Source organism: Sphingomonas sp. Leaf38, from assembly GCF_001421825.1.
Classification (GTDB): Bacteria; Pseudomonadota; Alphaproteobacteria; order Sphingomonadales; family Sphingomonadaceae; genus Sphingomonas.
Genome location: NZ_LMLD01000011.1, coordinates 135,505 through 158,156, shown reverse-complemented (window position 1 = coordinate 158,156; position 22,652 = coordinate 135,505). Strand labels below are relative to the sequence as shown.

The 22,652-nt window shown below is 67.1% G+C and carries 20 protein-coding genes and 1 tRNA gene; 9 read left to right on the top strand and 12 right to left on the bottom strand.

The genetic code is table 11. The features are described 5' to 3' along the window. Nucleotides 1-21: 21 nt before the first annotated feature. Nucleotides 22-97: transfer RNA gene (locus ASE88_RS08165), tRNA-Phe, on the top strand. A 194-nt stretch (nt 98-291) separates the two neighbouring features. Here the strand turns inward: ASE88_RS08165 and ASE88_RS08160 are convergent. The 5 genes from ASE88_RS08160 to ASE88_RS08140 form a co-directional block, all read right to left on the bottom strand. Beyond that, nucleotides 292-1,359 carry a 5-(carboxyamino)imidazole ribonucleotide synthase gene (locus ASE88_RS08160; RefSeq protein ID WP_055874679.1) on the bottom strand — a complete coding sequence of 356 codons (1,068 nt, stop codon included), beginning with the start codon at nt 1,357-1,359 and terminating at the stop codon, nt 292-294. Nucleotides 1,360-1,395: 36 nt separating this feature from the next. After that, entirely contained in the window at nt 1,396-1,851 is a 456-nt protein-coding gene (purE, locus tag ASE88_RS08155) for a 5-(carboxyamino)imidazole ribonucleotide mutase (RefSeq protein WP_055874682.1), read from the bottom strand. A gap of 264 nt (nt 1,852-2,115) precedes the next feature. Beyond that, entirely contained in the window at nt 2,116-2,802 is a 687-nt protein-coding gene (gpmA, locus tag ASE88_RS08150) for a 2,3-diphosphoglycerate-dependent phosphoglycerate mutase (RefSeq protein ID WP_056477438.1), read from the bottom strand. A gap of 77 nt (nt 2,803-2,879) precedes the next feature. Beyond that, nucleotides 2,880-3,998 carry a M14-type cytosolic carboxypeptidase gene (locus ASE88_RS08145; RefSeq protein ID WP_082466574.1) on the bottom strand — a complete coding sequence of 373 codons (1,119 nt, stop codon included), beginning with the start codon at nt 3,996-3,998 and terminating at the stop codon, nt 2,880-2,882. Nucleotides 3,999-4,009: 11 nt separating this feature from the next. After that, nucleotides 4,010-4,624 (bottom strand): DUF4136 domain-containing protein, encoded by a 615-nt coding sequence (locus ASE88_RS08140; protein ID WP_055874690.1) that lies wholly within the window; start codon nt 4,622-4,624, stop codon nt 4,010-4,012. A gap of 157 nt (nt 4,625-4,781) precedes the next feature. On the opposite strand from ASE88_RS08140, the gene ykgO reads away from it, so the two are divergent. Together ykgO and ASE88_RS08130 are read left to right on the top strand one after the other, a co-directional pair. Continuing rightward, nucleotides 4,782-4,907, top strand: a complete 126-nt coding sequence (ykgO, locus tag ASE88_RS08135; RefSeq protein ID WP_003046794.1) for a type B 50S ribosomal protein L36 — start codon at nt 4,782-4,784, stop codon at nt 4,905-4,907. Between the two features lie 8 nt (nt 4,908-4,915). Continuing rightward, on the top strand, nt 4,916-5,542 hold the full coding sequence (locus ASE88_RS08130; RefSeq protein ID WP_056477435.1) for an HAD-IA family hydrolase: 627 nt from the start codon (nt 4,916-4,918) through the stop codon (nt 5,540-5,542). A 108-nt stretch (nt 5,543-5,650) separates the two neighbouring features. Here ASE88_RS08130 and ASE88_RS08125 read toward each other — a convergent pair whose 3' ends face one another. Next, complete coding sequence (locus ASE88_RS08125; protein WP_235527878.1) at nt 5,651-6,253, bottom strand: L,D-transpeptidase family protein; 603 nt, start codon at nt 6,251-6,253, stop codon at nt 5,651-5,653. A 202-nt stretch (nt 6,254-6,455) separates the two neighbouring features. Between ASE88_RS08125 and ASE88_RS08120 the strand changes: the two genes are divergently transcribed. After that, nucleotides 6,456-7,160 carry a murein L,D-transpeptidase catalytic domain family protein gene (locus ASE88_RS08120; protein ID WP_055874697.1) on the top strand — a complete coding sequence of 235 codons (705 nt, stop codon included), beginning with the start codon at nt 6,456-6,458 and terminating at the stop codon, nt 7,158-7,160. Here the strand turns inward: ASE88_RS08120 and ASE88_RS08115 are convergent. From ASE88_RS08115 to ASE88_RS08100, 4 genes are all read right to left on the bottom strand, one after another. Beyond that, nucleotides 7,142-9,691 (bottom strand): DegT/DnrJ/EryC1/StrS family aminotransferase, encoded by a 2,550-nt coding sequence (locus ASE88_RS08115; protein ID WP_056477431.1) that lies wholly within the window; start codon nt 9,689-9,691, stop codon nt 7,142-7,144. The two genes, ASE88_RS08120 and ASE88_RS08115, sit on opposite strands and share 19 nt — an antisense overlap. Before the next feature lie 153 nt (nt 9,692-9,844). Further along, nucleotides 9,845-11,764 carry a CocE/NonD family hydrolase gene (locus ASE88_RS08110; protein WP_235525610.1) on the bottom strand — a complete coding sequence of 640 codons (1,920 nt, stop codon included), beginning with the start codon at nt 11,762-11,764 and terminating at the stop codon, nt 9,845-9,847. A gap of 102 nt (nt 11,765-11,866) precedes the next feature. Then, nucleotides 11,867-12,166, bottom strand: coding sequence for a hypothetical protein (locus tag ASE88_RS08105; protein WP_055874704.1), 300 nt, complete (start codon nt 12,164-12,166; stop codon nt 11,867-11,869). A 29-nt stretch (nt 12,167-12,195) separates the two neighbouring features. After that, nucleotides 12,196-15,018 (bottom strand): M16 family metallopeptidase, encoded by a 2,823-nt coding sequence (locus ASE88_RS08100; RefSeq protein WP_200910189.1) that lies wholly within the window; start codon nt 15,016-15,018, stop codon nt 12,196-12,198. 738 nt (nt 15,019-15,756) lie between these two features. Between ASE88_RS08100 and ASE88_RS08095 the strand changes: the two genes are divergently transcribed. Then, nucleotides 15,757-17,283, top strand: coding sequence for a M23 family metallopeptidase (locus ASE88_RS08095; RefSeq protein WP_056477427.1), 1,527 nt, complete (start codon nt 15,757-15,759; stop codon nt 17,281-17,283). 44 nt (nt 17,284-17,327) lie between these two features. On the opposite strand, the gene ASE88_RS08090 is transcribed toward ASE88_RS08095, so the two are convergent. Then, the gene (locus ASE88_RS08090) at nt 17,328-17,852 is read right to left on the bottom strand and encodes a YceD family protein (RefSeq protein WP_056477425.1); all 525 of its coding nucleotides are present in this window, start codon (nt 17,850-17,852) and stop codon (nt 17,328-17,330) included. Then, nucleotides 17,849-18,355 (bottom strand): ubiquinol-cytochrome C chaperone family protein, encoded by a 507-nt coding sequence (locus ASE88_RS08085; RefSeq protein ID WP_235527877.1) that lies wholly within the window; start codon nt 18,353-18,355, stop codon nt 17,849-17,851. Before ASE88_RS08085 ends, ASE88_RS08090 begins: the two co-directional genes overlap by 4 nt. A 143-nt stretch (nt 18,356-18,498) precedes the next feature. Here ASE88_RS08085 and ASE88_RS08080 point away from each other — a divergent pair, with 143 nt between their 5' ends. The 4 genes from ASE88_RS08080 (at nt 18,499) to ASE88_RS08065 (ending at nt 22,595) form a co-directional block, all read left to right on the top strand. Further along, nucleotides 18,499-18,999 (top strand): outer membrane protein assembly factor BamE, encoded by a 501-nt coding sequence (locus tag ASE88_RS08080; RefSeq protein WP_055874713.1) that lies wholly within the window; start codon nt 18,499-18,501, stop codon nt 18,997-18,999. A 149-nt stretch (nt 19,000-19,148) separates the two neighbouring features. Beyond that, nucleotides 19,149-20,609, top strand: coding sequence for a glycosyl transferase family protein (locus ASE88_RS08075; protein WP_082463213.1), 1,461 nt, complete (start codon nt 19,149-19,151; stop codon nt 20,607-20,609). 50 nt (nt 20,610-20,659) lie between these two features. Then, nucleotides 20,660-21,613 (top strand): hypothetical protein, encoded by a 954-nt coding sequence (locus ASE88_RS08070; RefSeq protein ID WP_056477423.1) that lies wholly within the window; start codon nt 20,660-20,662, stop codon nt 21,611-21,613. Nucleotides 21,614-21,680: 67 nt separating this feature from the next. Next, on the top strand, nt 21,681-22,595 hold the full coding sequence (locus ASE88_RS08065; RefSeq protein WP_055874720.1) for a sulfite exporter TauE/SafE family protein: 915 nt from the start codon (nt 21,681-21,683) through the stop codon (nt 22,593-22,595). Nucleotides 22,596-22,652 lie beyond the last annotated feature (57 nt).

Sequence of the window (22,652 nt, the reverse complement as noted above, 5' to 3'; positions counted from 1 at the left end):
CTCCGGTCCCAGACCGGACGGGCCCGGATAGCTCAGTTGGTAGAGCATGCGACTGAAAATCGCAGTGTCGGCGGTTCGACCCCGTCTCCGGGCACCATTTTTTCCCACTCCCGTTCGTGCTGAGTAGAGACCGGGCAGCTGCGTCAGCAGCATATCGAGCGCGCCTATCGAAGCATGGGTTCCGCGCGCCAACCTGCCCTTCGATACGCCGTCTCGATACGCCGCCTAAGGCGACTGCTCGACGGCTACTCAGGACGAACGGCAGGGCGCTCGGACGCCGACGCGGTCGGTTTAGCGAACGATCCGCGTGACATGGCCCATCTTCCGGCCGGGTCGGGCGGCGCCCTTGCCGTACAGGTGCAGATGGGCGCCGGGTTCGGCGAGGAGCTCGGCCCAGCGATCGGCGTCGTCACCGATCAGGTTTTCCATCGTCGCGTCACGCCCGGTCAGCGTCGTCGCGCCGAGCGGCAGGCCGCAGATCGCGCGGATGTGGTTTTCGAACTGCGAGCATTCGGCGCCTTCGATCGTCCAATGTCCCGAATTGTGCACGCGCGGCGCCATCTCGTTGAACACCGGGCCGTCCGCGCCGACGAAGAACTCGCACGCCAACACGCCGACATAGTCGAGTTCGGCGGCGATCCGCTCGGCCAGCGCGGCGGCTTCCCCGGCCTGCGCCAGCACCGCAGCGGGTGCAGGGACGGTCGAGTGGCGCAGGATCGCGTCACGGTGGACGTTCAGCGGCGAATCGTAGCGCTGGATGCCGCCATCGAGGCCGCGCGCGATCAGGATCGAGAATTCATGGTCGAACGGCACGAACGCCTCGAGCACCGCGGGGCCGCCGATCGCGTCCCACGCCGCCTGCGCCGCGGCGGGCGTGTCGATCTTGACCTGCCCCTTGCCGTCATAACCGAAGCGCGCGGTCTTGAGGATCGCGGGGGTCCCGATCGCCTCCAGGCCCGCCTGCAGGCTTTCGAGGCTGTCGACCGCGGCCCAGGGGGCCGGACGGCCGCCGACGCTCTCCACGAAGCGTTTTTCGCCGATCCGTTCCTGCGCTACGCGGAGCGCGCGGGGGCTCGGGTGGACGGGAACGCGGTCGGCGAGCCATTCGACCGGGTCGACGTCGATATTCTCGAACTCGTAGGTCACGACGTCGCACGCGTCGGCGAAGTCGGCCAGCACGATGCGGTTGTGATAATCGGCGCGCGTCATCGTCGAGGCGGACTGCGCGGCGACGCTCTCCTGGTCAGGCGCGAGGATGTGCGTGTGATAGCCGAGCTGCGCCGCGGCGGTGGCGAGCATGCGGCCGAGCTGGCCTCCACCGAGGATGCCGATGGTCGATCCGGGGGGCAGCGGCGTCATGTCAGCGTCTTTCGGGATATCGGCTTTAAGGCGGCGTCAGGCGGGGTCGGTGGCGACGGCGTCGGTCTGCGCGGCGCGCCAGGCCTTGAGGCGGGTAGCAAGCGCCTCGTCCGCGGTCGCCAGGATCGCGGCGGCGAGCAGCGCTGCGTTGATCGCGCCGGGTTTGCCGATTGCGAGCGTGCCGACCGGGATGCCGCCGGGCATCTGGACGATCGAGAGCAGGCTATCCATGCCCTTGAGCGCCTTCGATTCGACGGGCACGCCGAGCACGGGCAGATGCGTCATCGACGCCGCCATCCCGGGAAGGTGCGCCGCGCCACCCGCGCCCGCGATCACGACCTTCAGGCCACGGTCGGCGGCGGTCGTCGCATAGTCGTAGAGGCGTTGCGGGGTGCGATGCGCGGAGACGACCCTGGTCTCGTGCGCGACGCCGAGCGCGTCGAGCGTCTCGGCGGCGTGGCGCATCGTCTCCCAATCGGAGGTGCTGCCCATGATGATGCCGACTAGAGCCACTTCCGCCCCCCGATTCAGGAAGCGCCGTGCCTAGCGACGAGCGCGGACAAGGGCAATGTCTTGGTGGACGCCGTGGGAGTGGACGACCGACATCGGGCTTTCGCGTCGCACGAACTGCACTTCCCCGGCGAAGGCCGGGGCCCAAGTGGGCAACATTGCTAACGAAGGACGGTGCTCCGGTATCGCCACCTTCCCAATTGGGCCCCGGCCTTCGCCGGGGTGGTATCGCTCACCAGAAGCTGCTTACCTCTCGCTCAGATAATAGCGGTCCGTCGCGGTCAGGTCTGCGTCGAGTTCGTAGACGATCGGCTGGCCGGTCGGGATCTCGAGGCTGGTGATCTCCTCGTCGGGGATGTTCGAGAGATGCTTCACCAGCGCGCGGAGCGAATTGCCGTGCGCGGAAATGAGGACGCGCTGGCCATCCTTGAGCGCCGGCGCGATCCGCGCATCCCAATAGGGGAGGACGCGCGCGATCGTGTCCTTGAGGCTCTCGGTCTTGGGAATCGCGATGCCGTCATAGCGACGGTCCTTCGACAGGTCGAAGGCGCTGCCATCGTCGAGCACGGGCGGCGGCACGTCGAAGCTGCGGCGCCAGATATGGACCTGCGCGTCGCCGTGCTTGGCCGCGGTCTCGGCCTTGTCGAGCCCCGTCAGCCCTCCATAATGCCGCTCGTTCAGACGCCAGTCCTTCTCGACCGGCAGCCAGAGCCGGCCCATCGCCTCGAGCGCGATGTTGAGCGTCTTGATCGCGCGCGTCTGGAGGCTGACGAAGGTCTGGTCGAAGTCGAGACCCTTGGCGGCCATCAGCTCGCCCGCGGCCTTGGCCTCCGCCTCGCCCTTGGCGGTCATGTCGACGTCCCACCAGCCGGTGAAGCGGTTCTCGAGGTTCCAGGTGGACTGGCCGTGGCGGATCAGGACTAAGGTCGGCATTCGGGCTCCTGCGATGGTAAGGAAAGGGGTGTTTCGCCCTCCTATCCGTCATCCTGACTTTCGTCAGGATGACGGGATTAGATTTCGTCGATCATCCCGGCGAGCGTCTCCAGCATCGCGTGCGCCAGCCGCTTCGACCGCTCGGGCGACCAGCCATATTCAGCATCGGCGTTGGCGTCGTGATCCTTGAACGGCATTTCCAGCGTCATCGACACCGCGCCGAAGCGCTCGGCGACCTGGTTGGTCGACATCGACAGGTTCGCCGTGCCCGGTGCGGACTTGGGATAGCCCTTCTCGGTCTGGAAGTCGGGCGTGTGCGCCGCGAGCCGCCGGCCATAGTCGTAGAATTTCTCGCCGTGCGCATCGGTCCAGGACGGAATGCCTTCGAACCCTGCGATGAAGTTCGCCGGGATCGCCTCGTCGCCATGGATGTCCATCGCGACGTCGACACCGGTCAGGTCCATCGCGTTGCGCACGCACAAGACTTCGGGGCTCTTCTCGAGGCTGGGCGTGTGCCATTCGCGGTTGAGGTTCACGCCGACCGCATTGGTGCGCAGATGACCGCGCCGCGTGCCGTCGGGGTTCATGTTGGGGACGATGTTGAACGTCGCCTTCGCCAGCAAATCGGCCGTGACCGGATCGGCCGGATCGGTCAGCCGCTCGAGCGCGCCTTCCATCCACCATTCGGTCATCGATTCGCCGGGATGCTGGCGGCCATAGATCCAGACCTGCTTGGGCCCCGACCCGATCGTGAAGCAGTCGATCGCCTGCCCGTCGAGCGACTGGCCGAGCTCGCTGTGCGCGACGCCCGGCAGCAACGCGGTACGCGCCACCAGCGCCTCGTGCATCTCCATCGTGTACGGCGCGAAATAGGCGAACCAGGCGAGATCGGTCTCCGCGGCGAAGTCGAACTCCAGCACGCCATCCGCATAGCGCGTCTCGATCATCCGCCACGCCCGGCGATCGGTGCTGGCGCGCGTCTTGTAGCCCGGCCAGCCGAACGGATAGGCCGACTTGCCCGCATTGAGGATGCGGTAGGTCAGCGTCCGCCCGGCCGCCCCCGCCACGCGGAAATAGAACCACTGGAAAAAGTCGGACTGGAAGTCCGTGACGATCTCGAGGTCGATTCGATCTCCGTCGATGGCGACAATGCGAATGTTGCCGCCATCGAAAGCGGCGTTGATGGTCGGGTTCATGGCGTTTGCGTTCATTTCACCTGAATAGTGCGACCGGACTCGCCGGGGAACCCCATGAACAGCGCGCGCGCGAGCTTGTCGGCCTGGATATCGGTCCGTGCGTCGTCCTTGCGCGCATCGGCGAACGACTGCGCGCGCCCCTCCCAGACCGGCGACTGGTCCGCGCTGCGCTTGATCGTCACCGACAGCTCGGACACGAGGATCGCGGTGCTCCCGCCGCCACCGATCGGGAAACCAACGCCGCCGCCTAGCCCCACGCCGCCGCCACCACGACCGCCGCTGAACCCGCCGCCGCCGAGGCCGATGCTGATCGGCGACCGCTTGGGCGGCCCTGCCTGAGTCGTGCGCGTGAAGCCGACGGTCGCGACCAGCAACGGCTTCGCGCCCGCCATCGGCACGCTATAGCCGGCCTTGAGCAGTTCGCCCTGCACGGCGGCGGCATAGGTCTTGAACTCGAGGCTGGCGGGGCCGCCACCGGTGAGCGGCTGCACCGCGATCGTACCGCGGTCGATTGGTTCGCCCAGATGATAGCGCAGCACCTCGGTCGGCGGCAGCGACGGGCCGGTCGCGCACGCGGTGAGGGATGCGCCTGCCAGCGCCAGAACCAGGATCGAACGAACCGCCATCGGGACTTCCTTAGAATGTTGCGCTATAGTAACGCTCCGACCAGCCGAGTGGGTTCCCGGATGGTATGAGCGTGTCCGTTGCTTGACTTGGACACCCCCCGCCATTAGGCGATCCCGTCTTTCCGCACACCTAGATTTGAAAAGAAGCGAATCGATCATGAAGATCCGCAATTCCCTGAAGTCGCTCAAGGATCGTCACCGCGATAACCGCGTGATCCGTCGTCGTGGCCGTACCTACGTCATCAACAAGACCAACCGTCGCTTCAAGGCACGCCAGGGCTAACGCCCGACTTGCCGAAGAAGGGGAAGACCGCCGTCATTTTCGACGTCGGTCGTGTCCTGTACGACTGGGATCCGCGGATCCTGTACGAGCGCCTGATCGGTGACGATCGGGCGCTCGACGCGTTCCTGCGCGACGTCGTGACGATCGACTGGCACTTCCAGCACGACGCTGGCCGCGACTTCGCCGACACCTCGGCGGAGCTGGCCGCGTTGTATCCGCAGCATGCCGCGTTGATCGCCGCCTGGGGGCCGCGATTCAACGAGAGCATCGGCGCAGGTATCGCTGGTATGCACGAGATCGTCGCCGAGCTGGACGAAGCCGGCGTACCGCTGTTCGCGATCACGAACTTCAGCCACGAGTTCTGGCCACCCTTCCGCGCGCGTGAAGCAAGGCTGTTCGACCGGTTCCGCGATATCGTCGTGTCGGGCGAGGAGAAGATGGTGAAGCCCGACGCGGCGATCTATCGACTCGCGCTGGCGCGATTCGGGCTGGCGGCGGAGGACGCGGTGTTCGTTGACGACAATGCGGCGAACGTGGCGGCGGCGCAGGCGTTGGGGATCGAATCGGTGCTGTTCACCGACGCTGCGCATTTTCGCGCGCGATTGGTCGAGCTGGAGCTCCCGATCGCGGCCTGACCTACCGCTGCCTGCGTCAAAGTTTGTTTTCCCGCGAAGGCGGGGACCCAAGTCTCGGTTCCCGCCTTCGCGGGAGAACAGGGGATTACCGCCCTCGCCTATCCGCAATCACCGGTCGAGCGAGACCGACTGGCGCAAATTGGCGATCGCGGTTTCCTGATCCGGGACTGGCGGCTCCGGCACCATTCCGCCCTCGAAATCGTCCGTGACCGTCACGGTCGTCCCCAGCGTCGTCACCCCGAACAGCTGCTTGGCAAAGCCGAGCGGAACGCGGATACAGCCGTGCGAGGCGGGAAAGCCCGGATTGCGACCGGCATGGATCGCGATGCCGTCCCACGTCAACCGCTGCATGAACGGCATCGACGCGTCGTCGTACAGGCTCGATTTGTGGACCGCGTTCTTCTGCAGGATCGGGTAGGTGCCGAGCGGGGTGTCCTTGCCGTCCTTGCCGCTGGAGATCGTCGTCGCGGCGATCATCGTCGACCCGCGATAGACGAACGCGCGCTGTTCCAGCAGGCTGATAACGATACTGACCGGTTCGCTCGACCCCGTGTCCTTCCAGATGAACTGATTCGGCGACAGCTCGGTCGCGGCCTGCTCGATCGGCATCGCGGCAATGGCGGCGGCGGATGCACCCAGCGCAGGACCGGCAACCGAGCCCAGCACGATCGCTAACCCCAATGCCTTTAACGACCGCGTCATCCCGCTCATCTTACCATCCGTTTCCGAGTCTCGATCCGCCAGTCAACGCCCGACTGCGGGTAATGTGCCGACGCGATGAGTCGACGAACCGACCCCAAGCCGGGGTAGTTCGAAGGAACGGACCCACAACCAGTGGAAATGGTTGCAGAATATTCACCGAAAATCGGCTATAGCCATGCCTACGGGAACTGGGGCAATTTCGGGAAAATCGATGCACGACGAGCAAGGTCTTGTGCGCGAACGACGCGCGCTTCTAAAGAACGGTTTGGTTTTGGCGGGGGCACTGGCGGTACCGGGGGCGGTATCCGCAACACCACATATTGCACGGGCGTTGACCGCACGTGATCTGAAACCAATGACGCAGCCGCCGCTGCCGCGCACCACGGTTGCGGTGACGTCGCCGCGTGTCGTCCGGCCCGATCTGCTGCGCCAGGCGATGGCATCGCTCAGCCGCCACGGCAGCCGCATCCCGAACCGCGACCGGATCGCGATCGCCGATTTCGCGGCGCCGTCGGGCAAGCCGCGTTTCCACTTTATCGACTTGGCCAGCGGGCGCAGCACCTCGCTGCTGGTCGCGCACGGCAGCGGCTCGGATCCGGCGCATACCGGCTATCTCGAGCGCTTCTCGAACCGCTTCGGCTCGAACGCCTCGTCCGAGGGCGCATTCGTCACCGATGATTATTATGTCGGCAAGCATGGCCGTTCGCAGCGGCTGATCGGGCTCGATCCGACCAATGACAACGCGCTCGACCGGGCGATCGTCGTCCACTCGGCCTGGTACGCGAACAAGGACATGATCGAGAGCCACGGCATGCTTGGTCGCAGCCAGGGTTGCTTCGCGGTCGGTGAGCGCGATCTGGATCAGGTGTTCGCGCGGCTCGGTGCCGGGCGGATGATCTACGCGGCGAAGGTCTGAGGCCCGAGGGTTGCGGCGCTCATGGGTGGCGCAACCCTCGATCCGGCCATGACCTGATCGACGATTTTCAGACCCACTTCGTTCTGCCACAGCCACAGGCCGTTCGCCTGCCCGGTGAAGCTGCACTCGCCACCAAGCGGCCCCGACGGTACGAACCCCGCAGCGAGACCGATGCCGTAAAGCCCGGCGATCGGCATGCCGTCGGCGTCGACGATCCGGCACTGGTCGTCGACCATTGGCCGACCAGACTGTGCCGCGAGCGGGATCGGGCTGCCGTCGCGGTCCGCGACCGGGAGTGCGATCGGTCGATAGCCGAGTGCCGCAATCACCAGATCCGCGTCTTCGATGACCGCGCGCGCCGCGATATCGTCATCGCCCGTGATCTGGTGCAGCGTGACGCGCGGGTCGGGCACCCGACCATCGACCGCGAGCATCCGTAACACCAGATCGCGCGCCTCCAGCCGGAAGCCGGCGAGGCGATAGACGAATCCCGACCGCGAACAGATGTCGTCCGCGTCGAATTCCGTAAAACCCTCGGCGTGCGCTGCCGCAACCGAAGGATAGAAAGGGCGCAGCGGCCGACGGTGCAGCACGGTGATCGCCCCCGCCCCGAACGGCAGAGCGGGCTGGTTCTTGAGCAACAGCGCGACGGTCGTCATCGCGCTGGTCGATCCGCCGATGACCGCGATTCGCGGGGCACGTATCCCGGCCAGCAGATCGGCGACCTTCTCGGTACCGCCAACCAACAGGACATCTTCGGACTGAAGCAACCGTCCGCTGGCAAGATCGACCAGCCTCGTGCCGGCGACATGCTCAGCGGCGAGCCGGTCGAGCGGCTGGTGACCGCCGGTTGCGACGACGACGTTGCGAGTAAGCTGATCGAAGACATGACCATCGGACACGCGGCGAAGCTGCACGCTCCACACGCCGTCGCCGACGCGTTTCGCGCCGAGTGCCTCGTGACCGGTCAATACCGTGCCGCCATTGTCGCGCACGATATCGGCGAGGCGGTCACCGATCGCGCGCAGCAGCAATCCGACCTCGGTCAACGGCACGCCCAGCGCGCCCTCATGCGCCGCGACCGCACGCGCGGCAGGATGATCGAGCAGACGGGCGAGTTCGGGATGCACGTTGTCGCGCACCGCGGTCAGAAAGGTCTGTGCGGTCGAATCGGAGGTGATCGCATAGCGCCCGAGCCGCCCGCCACCGATCGCGCCGCTGCGCTCGACCACCATCAGCCCCGAGGCCGCGAGCTGGGGCAGCAGGCCGCGCTTGGTCGCCGAGGTCAGCATCGCCGTCCCCGCCGGGCCCCCGCCGATGACCATCACCGACAGCACGGCGCCGGTCGAGCCGCGCGCGGACGCACGGCGATCCAGCGGCTGGACAATCGCCGCGCACGCTCGCGCCAGCGTTTCCGCGGCGCGCTGCGCATCGGCGACGCTCATCGCATCGGTGATCGGCAGCGACAGCATGCGCCCGGCGATCTTGTCCGCGACCGGGGTGCGCTCGATCATCGCAGTCGCCTGGAACCAGGGTTGTTCGCCCAGATGCGGACTGAAATACCGGCCACAGCCGACCCCTTGCGCCTCGATGCTCTCGACGATCTCGTCGCGGTGATGCGCCAGGCGCTCGGGCAGCAGCACCGGCATGAACTGCATCGCCCGACGCTGCCCCGACACCGACTGAAACTGAAAATCGGGTAGCGTTTCGCGGTACGCCGCCTCCAGCGCGGCGCGATTCGTCGCGATCGCGTCAATCTCGGCCAACTTGGCCCGCGCCAGGATCGCCAGGATCTCGGGCAGCTTCGCATTGATCCCCGGCAGCGTGGCGCTACGCCCGCCCTCGAACCCGAAATTGCCCATCGAGCGAAGCGTCGCGATCAGCGCCGGGTCGCCGCTGTGGATCAACCCGCCCTCACCGACCGCGAACGTCTTGGTGGCGTGCATCGAGTGCACGACCGCAAACGGTGCGCGCGCGCCAAATCCTTCGCCGGCGTCGTCGAGCGTTCCGAGCGAGGACGCCGCGTCGACCACGACACCGACGCCATAGCGCTTCTGGAAATCGACATAGCGATCGAGGTCGATGGCGTTGCCGAACGTCGCATAGGGCACGATCACGCCGATCCGCTCGCCATACTGATCGAGCAACCGCTCCTCGGCTTGCGCACACGCCGCCCAGTCGTCGGGATCGATATCGCAGATCAGCGGCGTCAGCCCGGCCCATGCCGCCGCCTGCGCGGTCGCAGCGAAGGTGAGCGCCGGCATCAGCGCAAGCGTGCCTTGCTTCGGATTGAGTCCACCCGTCCGCATCCCCGAAGCGTGGCGGATCGCCAGCATCAGTCCGAGCGTCGCATTGCCGACGGCAAGGCTCGCACCGTGGCCGCCAAACAGCTGTTCGGTCACGCCCGCCTCGAACGCACGCACCTCGGGGCCATTGTTGCTGAATACCCCCGATTCCTCGACGCGGCGCAACGCATCGAGATGCTCGCTCAGCCGTGGTGGGTTCGGCGCGATCAGGGGAAGGCGTTTCATCGGCGTTCCGGTTCGTTGTGAGCCCATTCTATGACCCATGGCGTACTAAGAACCAGTTACGCGACCAAAGGCCAACCTATATCAACCCGTACTTTCCTTACATCGTCCGATGGCGCGACCGGAAAAGATGTCGATCCGGTCGCGCATAATCGATCAGCGCACCAATGGCAGGTTGATATAGCTCTCGTCAGGTCCGGCGATCGTCACTTTCTGCGTTGCCTTCACGTAATCCTTGGGCTGCGCAAAAAAGATGTTCGGGACGAAGGTCTGGGGATTGCGATCGTAGAGGGGGAACCAGCTCGACTGCACCTGCACCATGATCCTGTGCCCCGGCAGGAACACATGATTGGTCGTCGGCAGCGCGAACTTGTATTTCAGCGGCACGTTCGCGGCGATTGGCTTGGCGACCGCCAGATCTTCGCGGTAGCGCCCGCGGAAGATATCCATCGCGACCGACAGCTGATAGCCCGCCATCGCCTTGTCACCCGGATTGACGTCCGGATACACGTCGATCAGCTTGACGACCCAGTCGCTGTCGGTGCCGCTGGTCGACGCGGTCAGGTTTACCTCCGGCACCCCCGCGATCGTCGTCGGCGCGGTCAGCGCATCGGTCGTGAAGGTCAGCACGTCGGGGCGGCCCGAGACCGCGCGCTGATCGTCGACCAGCCACTGTTTCCACGTCGATCCGCTCGCATAGGTCGGCAGCGTCGGGCGCACGCGGTAGCTGACCGGCGCCGCCGGATCGGAGATATAGTCCGCGGTGGTCGCCGCGCCGCCCGCCGCCTGGAAGCCTAGCGCGCCGCCGGGCTTGAGGTAGAGCGGCGTGCCCGCGGTGGGTTCGCTCGGCCAGCGCTGGAGCTTCTGCCACTCGTTGCGGCCCGACTGGAACATCGTGACGGGTGCGACGTCCATCGCGGGCTGGTCGCTCTTCAGATAATGCGCGAGGAACGGCGCGAGCACGTGCCAGCGCCACCATTTGGCGGTGTCGGCATCCCATTTGATCGCGCCCAGCGCGCTGCCGTCGCGCACCTCCTGCCCGTGATACCAGGGCCCCATCGACAGATAGACCATGTCGTTGGCAGTATCCTTGGTCTCCAGCGCACGGTAGACCGCGGGCGCGCCGTAGATATCCTCCTGATCCCACAGCCCGCCGACGATCAGCGTCGGCACCTTGAGCGGCTGGCCCGCGAGCACGGTGTCCATCGCCTGGCTCGACCAGAACGAGTCGTACGCCGGATGCTGCGTGATCTTGCGCCAGAAGCCGAGCTGCTCGAGCCCCTGCGCCTTGCCGATCGCCCCCGCCGAGCCACCCTTCAGGAAATAGTCGTAATCGTCCGCGGTGTCGGTGATCCACGGCGTGCCCGCGTCCTTGGTCGCTTCCTGGCCGAGGATGTAAGGCATCATGGCTTCGCGGAACGCGCCGTTGTGAAACCAGTCATCGCCGCGCCAGCCATCGACCATCGGGTTCATCGGCACCGAGACCTTGAGTGCGGGATGCGGATTGATCAGCGCCATCAGCGGCAGGAAGCCGTCATAGCTGATCCCGCTGATCCCCACGCGGCCGTTCGATTCGGGGACGTGCTTCACCAGCCAGTCGATCGTGTCGTAGGTGTCGGTCGAATCGTCGGTCCTGGTCGGGTTCTGCGCGGTCCCGGCGCGCGCGGGATTCATCATGTAGATGCCCTGCGATCCGTGCATCCCGCGGACGTCCTGGATGACACGGATATAGCCGGCCGCCGCGATCACGTCGCCCGCGCCGTCGCCATGCTCGAGGATGCCCGCATAGGTACCGCTGTCGACCTTGGTCTGGCCGTCGGCGTCGTAGGGCGTGCGCGTCATCAGGATGCCCGCATCCTTCGCGCCCTTGGGGACGATGATCACCGTGTGCAGCTTCACGCCGTCGCGCATCGGGATTTCGACGACCGTGCGGACGTAGTCGTAGCCGGTGTCGCGGGGCGCCATCTTGGCGGGGCGTTCGTCGTAAGTCTGCGCGGTGGCAGCACCGGGAACGGCGGTCGTCGCCAGGAGCGCAGCAGTGGCGCAGGCACCGAGCAGACGGGTCATCGATAGCATGTCTTCTTCCTTCCCTCCCGGATTGAAAAAGCAAAGGCCCGCCTTTCCGTATCGGAAAGACGAGCCCTTCTCACGTCATTCTACGGCAGATGCGCGTGACCGTCAGGCGGTCCGCGTGCCGGTCAGCGGGAAGCTGCCGAACGCGCCGGCCGCGACGCTGCCCTTGAGCATGTCGTCCTCGACGGTCGCCTTGCAGTCGAGCGTCATCGGCATCGGCACGGTCATGCTCTGCTTCCAGGTGATCGTGTCGCCCTCGACCTCGCCGGTGACGTCCATGCCGCCCATCGCACCCGACACCGCACCGGTGAAGGTGCTGCCGGCGCTGTTCACGGTCAGCGTCATCTTCTGGTCGCCCAGCGGCGACTTGACCACGCAATCCCAGCTGCCATCGACGTTCGCCATTGTATTTCTCTCCTGAGTCACAGCTCTGATCACTGGGCGCCGGCAACCGACGCCGCGGGGATGACCTCGACCGGCAGGCCGATGCTGTCAAGCTGCGGCCGCACCGTCTTCGCATCGCCGACCACGACCCAGATCGTCTTCTTGGGATCGAGGGCCTGCTGGATCGCGGTGTTGAGCTGCGGCAGGGCAAGCCCCTGGTAACGCTGCGTGATCGTCGCGTAATAATCGTCGGGCCGCTTGAGCAGGTCGTTCTGTTGCATCGCACCCAGCACTGCGTCGGACGTCTCGAAATTCCCCGATAGCGAGCGGATCGCGCCGTTGATGGCGCGGTCGAACTCGACCTGGGTCATCGGCTCGTTGCCGAGGAACGCCCCGATGTCGCTGCGCAGCGCGGCGATCGACGGACCGGTCTGGTCCGCCTGCACCGGTGCCGACAGGATGTACGGCGCGGCATATTCGGACTGTTGGAAACGACCCGATACGCCGTACGACCAGTGCTTGCTCTCGCGCAGGTCCATGTTGACGCGGCCGAGGAAGCTGCCGCCGAGCGCATCGTTCGCGGTCACGATCGGCAGCAGGTCCTGCGTGCCCTTCAGTCCGGTCGGCACGCCCGCGATGATCACCGACTGCGGGCTGTCGGGCCGGTCGATCAGCACGATCTTGGGCGCGGACGGCGTGACGCTGGTCGGGAAGACCTTGGTGCCCGCCATGCCGGTCGGACGCCATGTCCCGAACCGCGCGTCGAGCGCCGCCTTGACCTCGGCGAGCGGACGATCGCTGACGACGAAGATCTTCGCCTTGTCCGGTCGCAGCCACGCCTGCTGGAACGCGACCAGATCCGCGCGCGTCAGCGCCGCGACCGCCTTCGGGTCGCCGCTGCCCTGCGCCTTGGCATAGGGCGAGGTCGGCCCGAGCAGCTTGGGCAGGACGCGCGTCGCCAGCCCCTGCGGGCTCGTCAGTTCCTGCGCGATCTGCGCGAGTTGCTGGTTCTTGACGCGTGCGACCTCGGCATCGGCGAAGGCCGGGTTCTGCGCGATGTCGGCGAACAGGTCGACCGCGGGCGCCAGGTTCGCGCTCGGCACCTGCAACGACAGGAACGTCCGGTCGTTCGACGCACCCGAGCCGATCTCGGCGCCCAGGCGCTCCTTGGCTTCGGCGAGCGCGACCGAATCGCGCGTCGGCGTGCCTTCGTCCATCATCGACAATGTCAGCTTCTGCGTGCCGAGCTTACCCGGCACGTCCGCCGCGACGCCGGCATCGAAGCTGAGCACCGCCTGTGTCACGGGCACCGCATCGCGTTGCGCGTACACCACCTCGATGCCGTTGGTCAGACGCGTGCGTTCGACCGGCGGGAAGCTCAGACCCGCAACCTGGCCGACGCTCGGCAGCGGTCCGCGCGTTCCCTTGAACGGCACGTCGGGTGCAGGCGCCACGGCGACCTTCGGCGGGACGGCGGCGTTGGCATAGGCATCGCGCGCGCCCGGCACGACGGTCAGCGAATAGGCGGGACGCGACAGCCACTTCACCGCCGCGGCACGCACGCTGGCGGGCGTTTCGGCCGCCAGTTGCAGAAGCTGTTTCTTGTAGAAGCCCGGATCGTTCGAATATAGCGCGCCCTCGGCGAGCGTCACGGCCTTGCCGCCGAACCCCCCGACCGATTCCAGCCCTTCCATCTTCCGCGCAGCCGTCGTCGTGGCAACGCGGCTAACCTCGTCGGCGGTCGGACCGTTCTTGAGGAAGTCCGCGAGAATCTCGTCGATCCGCTTGTTCACCAGCGCGGGGTCGACGCCCTGCCGGACGATCGCCTGGATCTCGAACATGCCGAGCTGGCTGAAGCTGCTGTCGTTCGCCGAGATCCGCGTGACCAGCTTCTCCTTCTTGACCAGCGCGGTATCGAACCGGCTGCTGGCCAGCCCGCCGAGAACGCCTGCCGCAACCTCCAGCGCGGTGCCATCCTTGTCGTTCAGGCCCGGCACCACCCAGTTGCGGCTGATCATCACCGCGGCGACCCGGTCCTTGATCGTCTCGCTCACCGGCGCGGGCAAGGTCGGGATCGGTGCCGGCGGGACGATGCTCTCGGCGCCCCTCGCAATGCCGCCAAAATACTTCTCGGCGAGGCGTTTGCCGGTCGCCACATCGACGTCACCCGCGAGCACCAGCACCGCGTTGTTCGGGCCGTAATGATCCTTGAACCAGTCCTTCACCGTCTGCAGCGACGCGGCATCGAGATCCGCCATCGACCCGATCGTGGTGTGACCATAGGGATGCGTCGCGGGGAACAGGCCCTCGGTGATCTTGTATTCGGTCAGGCCATAGGGCTGGTTGTCGCCCTGGCGCTTTTCGTTCTGGACGACGCCGCGCTGCTCGTCGAGCACGCCCTGCGTGATCGCGCCGGTCAGATAGCCCATGCGGTCTGATTCGAGGAACAGCGCGCGGTCGAGCGCGGCGGTCGGCACCGTCTCGAAATAATTGGTGCGATCATAATAGGTCGTGCCGTTGAAGTCGGTCGCGCCGACCTGTTTGAGCGGTTCGAAAAAGTCCCCAGGCGCATTCTCCGAGCCGTTGAACATCAGATGCTCGAACAGATGCGCGAACCCGGTCTTGCCCTTGGGCTCGAACTTGGAGCCGACATTATACCAGACCGATACCGCCACGACGGGCGCCTTGCGATCGGTGTGGATGACGACGCGGAGGCCGTTCTTCAGCGTGAATTGCTGGTAGGGGATATCGACCGACTTGACCAGATCGGCGACCGGCGCGGGCTTGGCCATGGGTGGGGATTGCTGCGCCTGTGCGGCGGGAACCAGGAAGGCCGCAAGCGATACGCCGGCCAGTACGGAAAATTTCGACATCATGTGCAACATCACCCCGGTTTGTCTGCGACCGGCAGCATACGCACGTCGCCCCGCACGGCAACCAGGATCGCGAAATCAGTCGGTAACGGGGCAATCTGCCGGCGTATTTTCCGCATCGCCCGGGGATGGGCTGGACCGCCAGATAGACGATGCTCAAGAACTGGGCGGCGTTGGACGCGTCGACGTCCTGCATGCCGGCTCCAAACGCCACGACCGTGTGTCGCCCGTCGACGAACGCCCATGACCAGAGCACGGAACTTTGCGTCGCGCGCCGGAGGCGAACCTGCGCGCTGGTCAGCAGCAGGCGCGTCCCGGCAGGCAAAGCGCGACGCGTGAGGTGCCGTTCGCGCCCGGCGGCGAATAAGGCCCGCTGCCGCGACCAGACGACCGCGCCGTGATATGCCACGCGCGTGAGGCCTCCTTGTGTTGCGCATCGGCCCGGGCAGCGTTGGCGACCCGCAGGCCTATCAGTCATCAACCCCGCCGGACACGGCCGCATCGCCGCGCCGACATAGGTGTCGGGATCGGCGGTGTCGGAATCGGAATTTGGCTTGTGCGCCGCGCTCTATCCAAAACGCTGCGTTCGGCGTGCCGCACCAACGCCTGATCGCGATCCGGTGTCAGGACGACGTCGCTTAAGTCGACTTTAGCTTATTATACGGCAGAGGGACTTTCTGGGTGCATTGTGCGGCGGTACCGGCCGGCAGGTCTCCTTCCAAAGGTTCAGGGCAGCACGTGTTTCTACAGGACGATCAGGAGTTCGGAACGGCCGGCGGCGCGATCGCGCGTGCGCGAACGACGCGGGTCTTCCCGTCGATCGCCGACCCGCGACGTGAGCCTAATCTCGGGCGCGTCGGGGTCGGCCGGATCGACTGGGTGCCCGATCTTGGCGCGCGGATCGGCAGCCTCGACTGGTGGCGGGGCCTCGCGACCTGTGCCGCGCTGTGCGCGGTGACCTGGGCGCTGTCGCCCGGCATCAAGCCCTTGGTCGGCGCGGTCCCCGCGCCGCTCGCCGGGGCGGAATGGGAGGAGGCGCGCGCGCAAGGCATCACCGCGATCGCACACGGCGCGACGACCGGACGACGGATGGCCGCCAACGACCTCGTCGCGCCGCTCGCCGAAGCGCCAGAGCGACCGACGATCGACCTGTCCGCGACGCTCGGCGACGGCGACCGGCTCGACCGTGTGCTGATCCGGTCGGGCGTCGGTCGCGGCGATGCCGAGGCGGCCGCCGCGCTGGTCGCGCAGGCCGTCCCGCTCGATGCTATCGGCGCGGGGACGCGGATCGCGCTGACGCTGGGTCGACGTCCCGACCGCACCGTGGCGCGGCCGCTCGAAGCGCTCGATTTCCGCGCACGGTTCGATCTCGGCCTGGCGCTGAAGCGGACCGCCACCGGGCTGGCGCTGCAGCGCAACCCGATCGCGGTCGATACGACCCCGCTGCGGATCCAGGGACTGGTCGGGTCGAGCCTGTACCGGTCGATGCGCGCCGCGGGCGTGCCGGCCAAGGCGGTCGAATCCTATATCAAAGCGATCGCGTCGCGCCTGTCGATCGGGCGCGACATCGGCGCCGCCGACAGCTTCGACCTGATCGTCGAGCGCCAGCGTGCGGCCACCGGCGAGACGCGCATCGGCGACCTGCTGTTCGCCGGGATCGACCAGGGGCGGCGCAAGGTCCAACTCGTCCGCTTCGGTCCCGATGGCGCCGGGAGCGGCGCGGCGGAGGACGATCGCGACGCCACCGATACGGCACGGGCGGGGTGGTTCGACGCCAATGGGCAAACCGAACGGCGTGCGGTGTCCGGCATGCCCGTCTCGGGCCGCATCACCTCGAGTTTCGGATTGCGGATGCATCCGCTGCTCGGCTTCACGCGGATGCACAAGGGCCTCGATATCGGTGCCCCCTATGGCGCGCCGATCCACGCGATGACCAACGGCATCGTCGCGTTCGCCGGGCGGACCGGTGGCTACGGCAATTTCGTCAAGCTGATCCATGGCGGCGGGATGGCGAGCGGCTATGGTCATATGAGCCGGATCGCGGTCGCGTCGGGCACGCGTGTCCGCCAGGGGCAGGTGATCGGCTATGTCGGCTCGACCGGGATGTCGACCGGCCCGCATCTCCACTGGGAAGTGTGGAAGAACGGCGCGGCGATCAATCCGCGCAGCGTGTCGTTCGCCAGCGTCGCGCAACTGTCCGGCGCGAGCCTGCGCGCGTTCCGCGCAAGGGTGGCGACGCTGCTGGCGGTGCGGACGGGCGGCTGAGGCGATCGATCGCTTTCCCGCCGCCACGCGGGATGCGGACCCGCTTACGCCTTGCCCGCCAACTTCGCCTTCAAATCCGCGAACGCGTTGGCGGGGCGGAACTCGTCCTCGCTGATCACCCCCGCCGCAGCGAGTGCCGCCGCCGCATTGGGTCCGCGCGGGAACGGATCGATCGCCAGCGCCAGCGTATCCGCCGTCGCCTCGCCCAGATCGATCGCGCCACCTTCGATCGCCACCGTGTCGAGCGCGTCGTCGGACAGCTCGACCTCGTCGCCCTCCGCCACCAGTTGCTCGACGAACAGCAACGCGACGGGTTCGTCGATATGCGTATCGAGCGGCTCGTCGGTGACCGAGCACGCCTGCACCGCTGCCCCCGTCACGCGCCCCTTCACGACGATCCCGCCTTCGGTGCGCTTGATCCCCAGCCGCGCTTCGAGTCGCGTTATCGAGAGCAGCGCGAAGCGCGTCGCCAACGCCGCGCGCTCATCCGCGTTGGCGACGATCTCGACGATCCGCTCGCGCTCGCCGATCGTATCAAGGCGTTCGGGGCGGCTGAATTCGGTCTTCACGGTAGGTCTCCTGCGAGCAGATAGGGCATCGGCGTGGCGGCCAGCGCGCCGTTGAAGGCCATGACCGAGTCGCGCACATGCGCGAGCGCAGCCTCGTCCGGCGCGGTACCGCGGTACAGGTTGCGGACCAGCGCCGGGCCGATATCCCCCGCTGCCAAACCGTCGCGATACGCGCCGAGCCGACCGCCGAGCATGCTCATCATCTTGCCGATATGCTTGCCGACGATGATGTCGCCGATTCCGATCTCGCGCAATTGCCCGTCCATGTCGTCGACGAAGCGCTCCGCGAGCCGCGCCGCGGGATCGCCGCCGGCCGGATCCGCCTCGAGCCGCAGCATCACGATGGCGAGCAAGGTGGCGATCATGTCGAACCGGCCATCGACCGTGTCGGGCACAGCCCCGTCCAGATACCAATGTTCCGCGCGCGCCCGGCGCACGACCGCGGTGTATAACGGCAACGCTTCGTCCGGCTTCTCGCCGAGCAGTCTTCCCAACCAGCTCAATCGCCCGTCCTTAAGATCGTAACCGCGCTTCGGCTTGTTTGCCCGCGCAACCTCGCATATCGAGGCGATCGGCGGCCGATGCAAATGCGTTCGCCGGTGTTCCGCGTTACCCAGTCTCGGCAGAGTATGCCCCGGGAGAGTCTATGAGCGTCGTTTCCACCCGTATCGTCCAGATCGCGGCCCTCGGCCTCGTCGCGTCGGCGAGCGCGGGCTGCACCCAGCTTCGCTCGCATCAGGGCTATGTCGTCGACACCGACCTCGTCAACTCGGTCCAGCCTGGCGTCGACAATCGCCAGTCGGTGCTCCAGACGCTCGGCAAGCCGACGCTCGCGGGACAGTTTGATCAGGGCGACTGGTATTATCTGGCGCGCGACAGCCGCAACCTGGCGTTCCGCAATCCGCGCCCGAACGCACAGATCACGGTGCAGATCAGCTTCGACCAGAAGGGCACCGTGACCGCGATCCGTCGCGGCGGGCTCGATCAGGTCGCGTCGGTCAAGCCGTACGGCAAGACGACGCCGACGCTGGGGCGCGAGCGTGGGTTCTTCCAGGATCTGTTCGGCAACATCGGTACCGTCGGCGCGGCGGGTGGCGGCAGCGGCGGTGGCAGCAACACCGGCGGCGGCGGCCGCGATCGCCCGTAACCGGGATCGGTACGCGTCACGGATAAGCGGTCGCGCGGCCGTTTGAAGACTAACGCGGCCGCGGTGACCGTCGTCGCAAACATCCGTTTCGGATCTGACTGAATCCGAAACGGATTCATGCCCGTGTACCCTTCCGATCGGGGGTGGGCATGGTCGAGTCGTTATGGATTGTCGACGGTGTCGCACGGGAAACCTTGCTGTTTGCGGGCGTCGGACTGTTTCTCGGCGGCCTCGACGATCTGCTGGTCGACCTCATCTTCATCGCGCACCGGATCCGGCGGGGTCGTCAGCCGCCGCTAAGCCTGGCGACGTTGCCGCCGCCCCGTCGCTCCGGCCCGATCGCGGTATTCGTCGCGGCGTGGGACGAGGTCGCGGTGATCGGTGCGATGCTATCGGCCGCGCTCGATCGCTACGACCATGACGATTACCGGATCTATGTCGGCCTGTATCCCAATGATCGCGGCACGATCGACGCGGCGGCGCGCGTGGCCGAACGCGATCCGCGGGTCCGCCTCGTCATCGGGGCGCGCAACGGGCCGACCACCAAGGCCGACTGCCTCAACACGCTGTGGCACGCGCTGTGCCGTGACGATGCGCGTGACGGCCGGGCCAGCAAGGCGATCGTGCTGCACGACGCCGAGGATGTGGTGCATGCCCACGAGCTGCGCGTCTTCGACAGCCTGATCGACCGGTATGAGGTGGTGCAACTGCCCGTCCTGCCGCTGGTCAATAGCGGCGCTAGACTGGTCTCCGGGCATTACGCCGACGAATTCGCCGAGTCGCACGCCAAGCAGATCATCGTCAGGACCGCGCTTGGCGCCGCGATGCCGCTTGCCGGGACCGGTTGCGCGATCGACCCGGCGATGCTGGCGAAGATCGCGCAGGATCGCGGCGGCGATCCGTTCGATTCGACCAGCCTGACCGAGGACTATGAACTCGGCCTTCGCCTGGCCGAAATCGGCGCGCGCGGTATCTTTGCGCGGGTCGCGGTCGACGGTGCCGGCACGGTCGTCACGGTCCGTGCGTATTTTCCCGGAACGATGGCCGAATCGATCCGCCAGAAGACCCGCTGGATGACGGGTATCGCGCTGGCCGGCTGGGATCGGACCGGCTGGGCGCGCCCCTATGCCCTGGCCGACCACTGGATGCGGATGCGCGATCGCCGCGCACCGCTCGGGGTCTTGATCCTTGCGGTCGCCTATCTCGCCATACCGGTCTGGGGCGTATCGCTGATGCTCCACGGGGTGTGGGGCGACGCCATGCCCTACACCGACCGCGCCAATCCGCTGGCGACGGGGCTGTTGATCGCCAACACCGCGTTGCTGGTCTGGCGGCTGGCGATCCGGATGCTCTTCACGGGGCGAAGCTATGGCCTGCACGAGGCGGTCTGGGCATTGCCACGCTTCTTCGTCGGCAATCTCGTGTCGCTGGTCGCCGCCCCGCGCGCGGTGCTGCGCTATATCGGCATGCTGCGTGGTGCCACGCCGGTATGGGACAAGACCCGTCATGAATTTCCCGACCTGCTGGCGGTCCCCGCACCGCCGGGCCCTACGGTCTTCGCAGCAGGGAATCCGCATGATCCGGACGTCGTCACCGCTCGCGCAGGATGACGGGCGGGCGCCCCCTCCGTTTTCTTGCGCTGGCGCTTGGGGGATGGGTAGTGATCCGGATCGCAGTGCTGCTACCCGAAATCCGGGCGGTGCCTGCCGCAGACGTCATTCCGCGGTTGATCGCGGCTCTCGTCCCCGATGTCGCTGCCACCGGTCTTGCGCAACGTCACGCCGCTCCATCCTCCGGGCATGCTCGCACCAGCCCGCGGCTGGTGATCCCGTCGCCGCACCCGCAGCCGCAGCCGCAGCCGCAGCCGCCCCGTCGCCTAGAACGGCCGCCCGAGGCCAGCGTCATGATTCTAGCTGCGCGTGTCGCACCGGATCGCCGGATCGATCTGATCCCATCGCCCCGCGCACCACCAGCCCCGCTGCGGGGAACGAGCCGGCTGACCGGCAGTGCGTGGCTGCTCGTCCGCGGCGGCCCGGCGGGCACCGTATCGGGTGGCCAGCTTGGCGCGTCGCAGGGCGGCATGCGGTTCACCTACGCGCTGGGCCGACACCGCCGCGTCGCGCTTGCCGCGCGTATCGCCGCCCCGCTCAAGGGGCGTGGCCGCGAGGTCGCGCTCGGCGTCGAATGGCAACCCCTGAAGCTGCCGATCCGCGTGGTCGCCGAACAGCGCCTTGTCCTCGACGGCGGTCGCGGCGGGCCGACGGTCGGCGTGATCGCCGGCTATGGCCCGGCCGACATCGCGCCGGGCATCCGGATCGAGGCATATGGTCAGGGCGGCGTGATCGCGCGCGCGGGCGTCGAGGGATTCGTCGACGCATCGGCCCGCGTCACGCATCGCGTCGGCAAGATCGGTGACGCGCGTATCGATATCGGGATCGGGGCTTGGGGCAGTGCGCAGCGTGCGGCGGCGCGGTTCGATATCGGACCATCGGTCGTCGCGACGCTGCCGATCGCGCGCACATCGCTTCGCCTGACGCTCGACTGGCGCGAGCGGCTCGCGGGCGACGCGCGTCCGGGGTCGGGACCGGCGCTATCGATCGGCAGCGACTTCTGAGGCTTCATCCGATCGGTGCCGAGTCGAGCCTAGCCCCGCGCGCGCAATCCGGTGTAACGCTGCCCGCGTGGATCTGTATCTCCCCGTCGCCAACCTGTCGGTCAATGCGCTCGTCATCATTTTGCTCGGCGGCGGCGTCGGGCTGTTGTCGGGGATGTTCGGGGTCGGCGGCGGCTTCCTGACGACGCCGCTGCTGATCGTCTACGGCATCCCGCCGACCGTCGCCGCGGCCTCGTCGGCGAGCCAGGTGACCGGCGCCAGTGTCTCGGGCGTGTTCGCGCATTTCCGGCGCAAGGGGGTCGATACCAAGATGGGCGGGGTGCTCGTCGCGGGCGGCATCCTCGGCTCGTTCTTCGGCGCCTGGCTGTTCCGTCTGCTCCAGCAGAGCGGCCAGATCGATACGGTGATCGCGATCGTCTATGTCGTCATGCTTGGCTCGATCGGCGGCATGATGGCCAAGGAATCAATCGGCACGATCGGTCGCGCGCGCACCGGGCGCCCGCCCAAGGCGCGCAAGCGCCGCCATCACCCGCTCGTCGCCGCGCTCCCGCTGCGGACGCGCTTCTACGCGTCGGGGCTCTATATCTCGCCGCTCGCGCCGCTGCTGCTCGGCTTCTTCACCGGCATCCTGACGATCCTGCTCGGCATCGGCGGCGGCTTCATCCTCGTCCCCGCGATGATCTACCTGCTCGGCATGGCGACCTCGGTGGTGGTCGGCACGTCCTTGTTCCAGACGCTGTTCGTGACCGCGGTCGCAACGATGGTCCACGCGACGACGACCAAGGCGGTCGACATCGTTCTCGCCGGTCTGCTTCTGCTCGGCTCGGTGGTCGGCGCGCAGATCGGCGCGCGCTTCGCGACCAAGTTCCGTCCTGAATATCTTCGCCTTGCGCTGGCGGTGATGGTGCTGCTGGTCGGCGCACGCATCCTGCTCGGGCTGGTCTGGCGGCCCGAGGAAATCTTCTCGGTCGCGTTGTCGTGAAGGTCGGGATCGTGAGCGCCCGGACCGTGAAGGCCTCGATCGTCCTGCTGGCCCCGT

What these genes read in the sequence shown, in the direction of transcription:
- ASE88_RS08110 (WP_235525610.1), bottom strand. Translation starts at nt 11,764, where the DNA reads ATGCTATCGATGACCCGTCTGCTCGGTGCCTGCGCCACTGCTGCGCTC.
- ASE88_RS08160 (WP_055874679.1), bottom strand. Translation starts at nt 1,359, where the DNA reads ATGACGCCGCTGCCCCCCGGATCGACCATCGGCATCCTCGGTGGAGGC.
- ASE88_RS08140 (WP_055874690.1), bottom strand. Translation starts at nt 4,624, where the DNA reads ATGGCGGTTCGTTCGATCCTGGTTCTGGCGCTGGCAGGCGCATCCCTC.
- ASE88_RS08115 (WP_056477431.1), bottom strand. Translation starts at nt 9,691, where the DNA reads ATGAAACGCCTTCCCCTGATCGCGCCGAACCCACCACGGCTGAGCGAG.
- ASE88_RS08105 (WP_055874704.1), bottom strand. Translation starts at nt 12,166, where the DNA reads ATGGCGAACGTCGATGGCAGCTGGGATTGCGTGGTCAAGTCGCCGCTG.
- ASE88_RS08145 (WP_082466574.1), bottom strand. Translation starts at nt 3,998, where the DNA reads ATGAACCCGACCATCAACGCCGCTTTCGATGGCGGCAACATTCGCATT.
- purE (WP_055874682.1), bottom strand. Translation starts at nt 1,851, where the DNA reads ATGGGCAGCACCTCCGATTGGGAGACGATGCGCCACGCCGCCGAGACG.
- ASE88_RS08100 (WP_200910189.1), bottom strand. Translation starts at nt 15,018, where the DNA reads ATGTCGAAATTTTCCGTACTGGCCGGCGTATCGCTTGCGGCCTTCCTG.
- ASE88_RS08120 (WP_055874697.1), top strand. Translation starts at nt 6,456, where the DNA reads ATGCACGACGAGCAAGGTCTTGTGCGCGAACGACGCGCGCTTCTAAAG.
- ASE88_RS08125 (WP_235527878.1), bottom strand. Translation starts at nt 6,253, where the DNA reads ATGAGCGGGATGACGCGGTCGTTAAAGGCATTGGGGTTAGCGATCGTG.
- ykgO (WP_003046794.1), top strand. Translation starts at nt 4,782, where the DNA reads ATGAAGATCCGCAATTCCCTGAAGTCGCTCAAGGATCGTCACCGCGAT.
- ASE88_RS08075 (WP_082463213.1), top strand. Translation starts at nt 19,149, where the DNA reads ATGGTCGAGTCGTTATGGATTGTCGACGGTGTCGCACGGGAAACCTTG.
- ASE88_RS08080 (WP_055874713.1), top strand. Translation starts at nt 18,499, where the DNA reads ATGAGCGTCGTTTCCACCCGTATCGTCCAGATCGCGGCCCTCGGCCTC.
- gpmA (WP_056477438.1), bottom strand. Translation starts at nt 2,802, where the DNA reads ATGCCGACCTTAGTCCTGATCCGCCACGGCCAGTCCACCTGGAACCTC.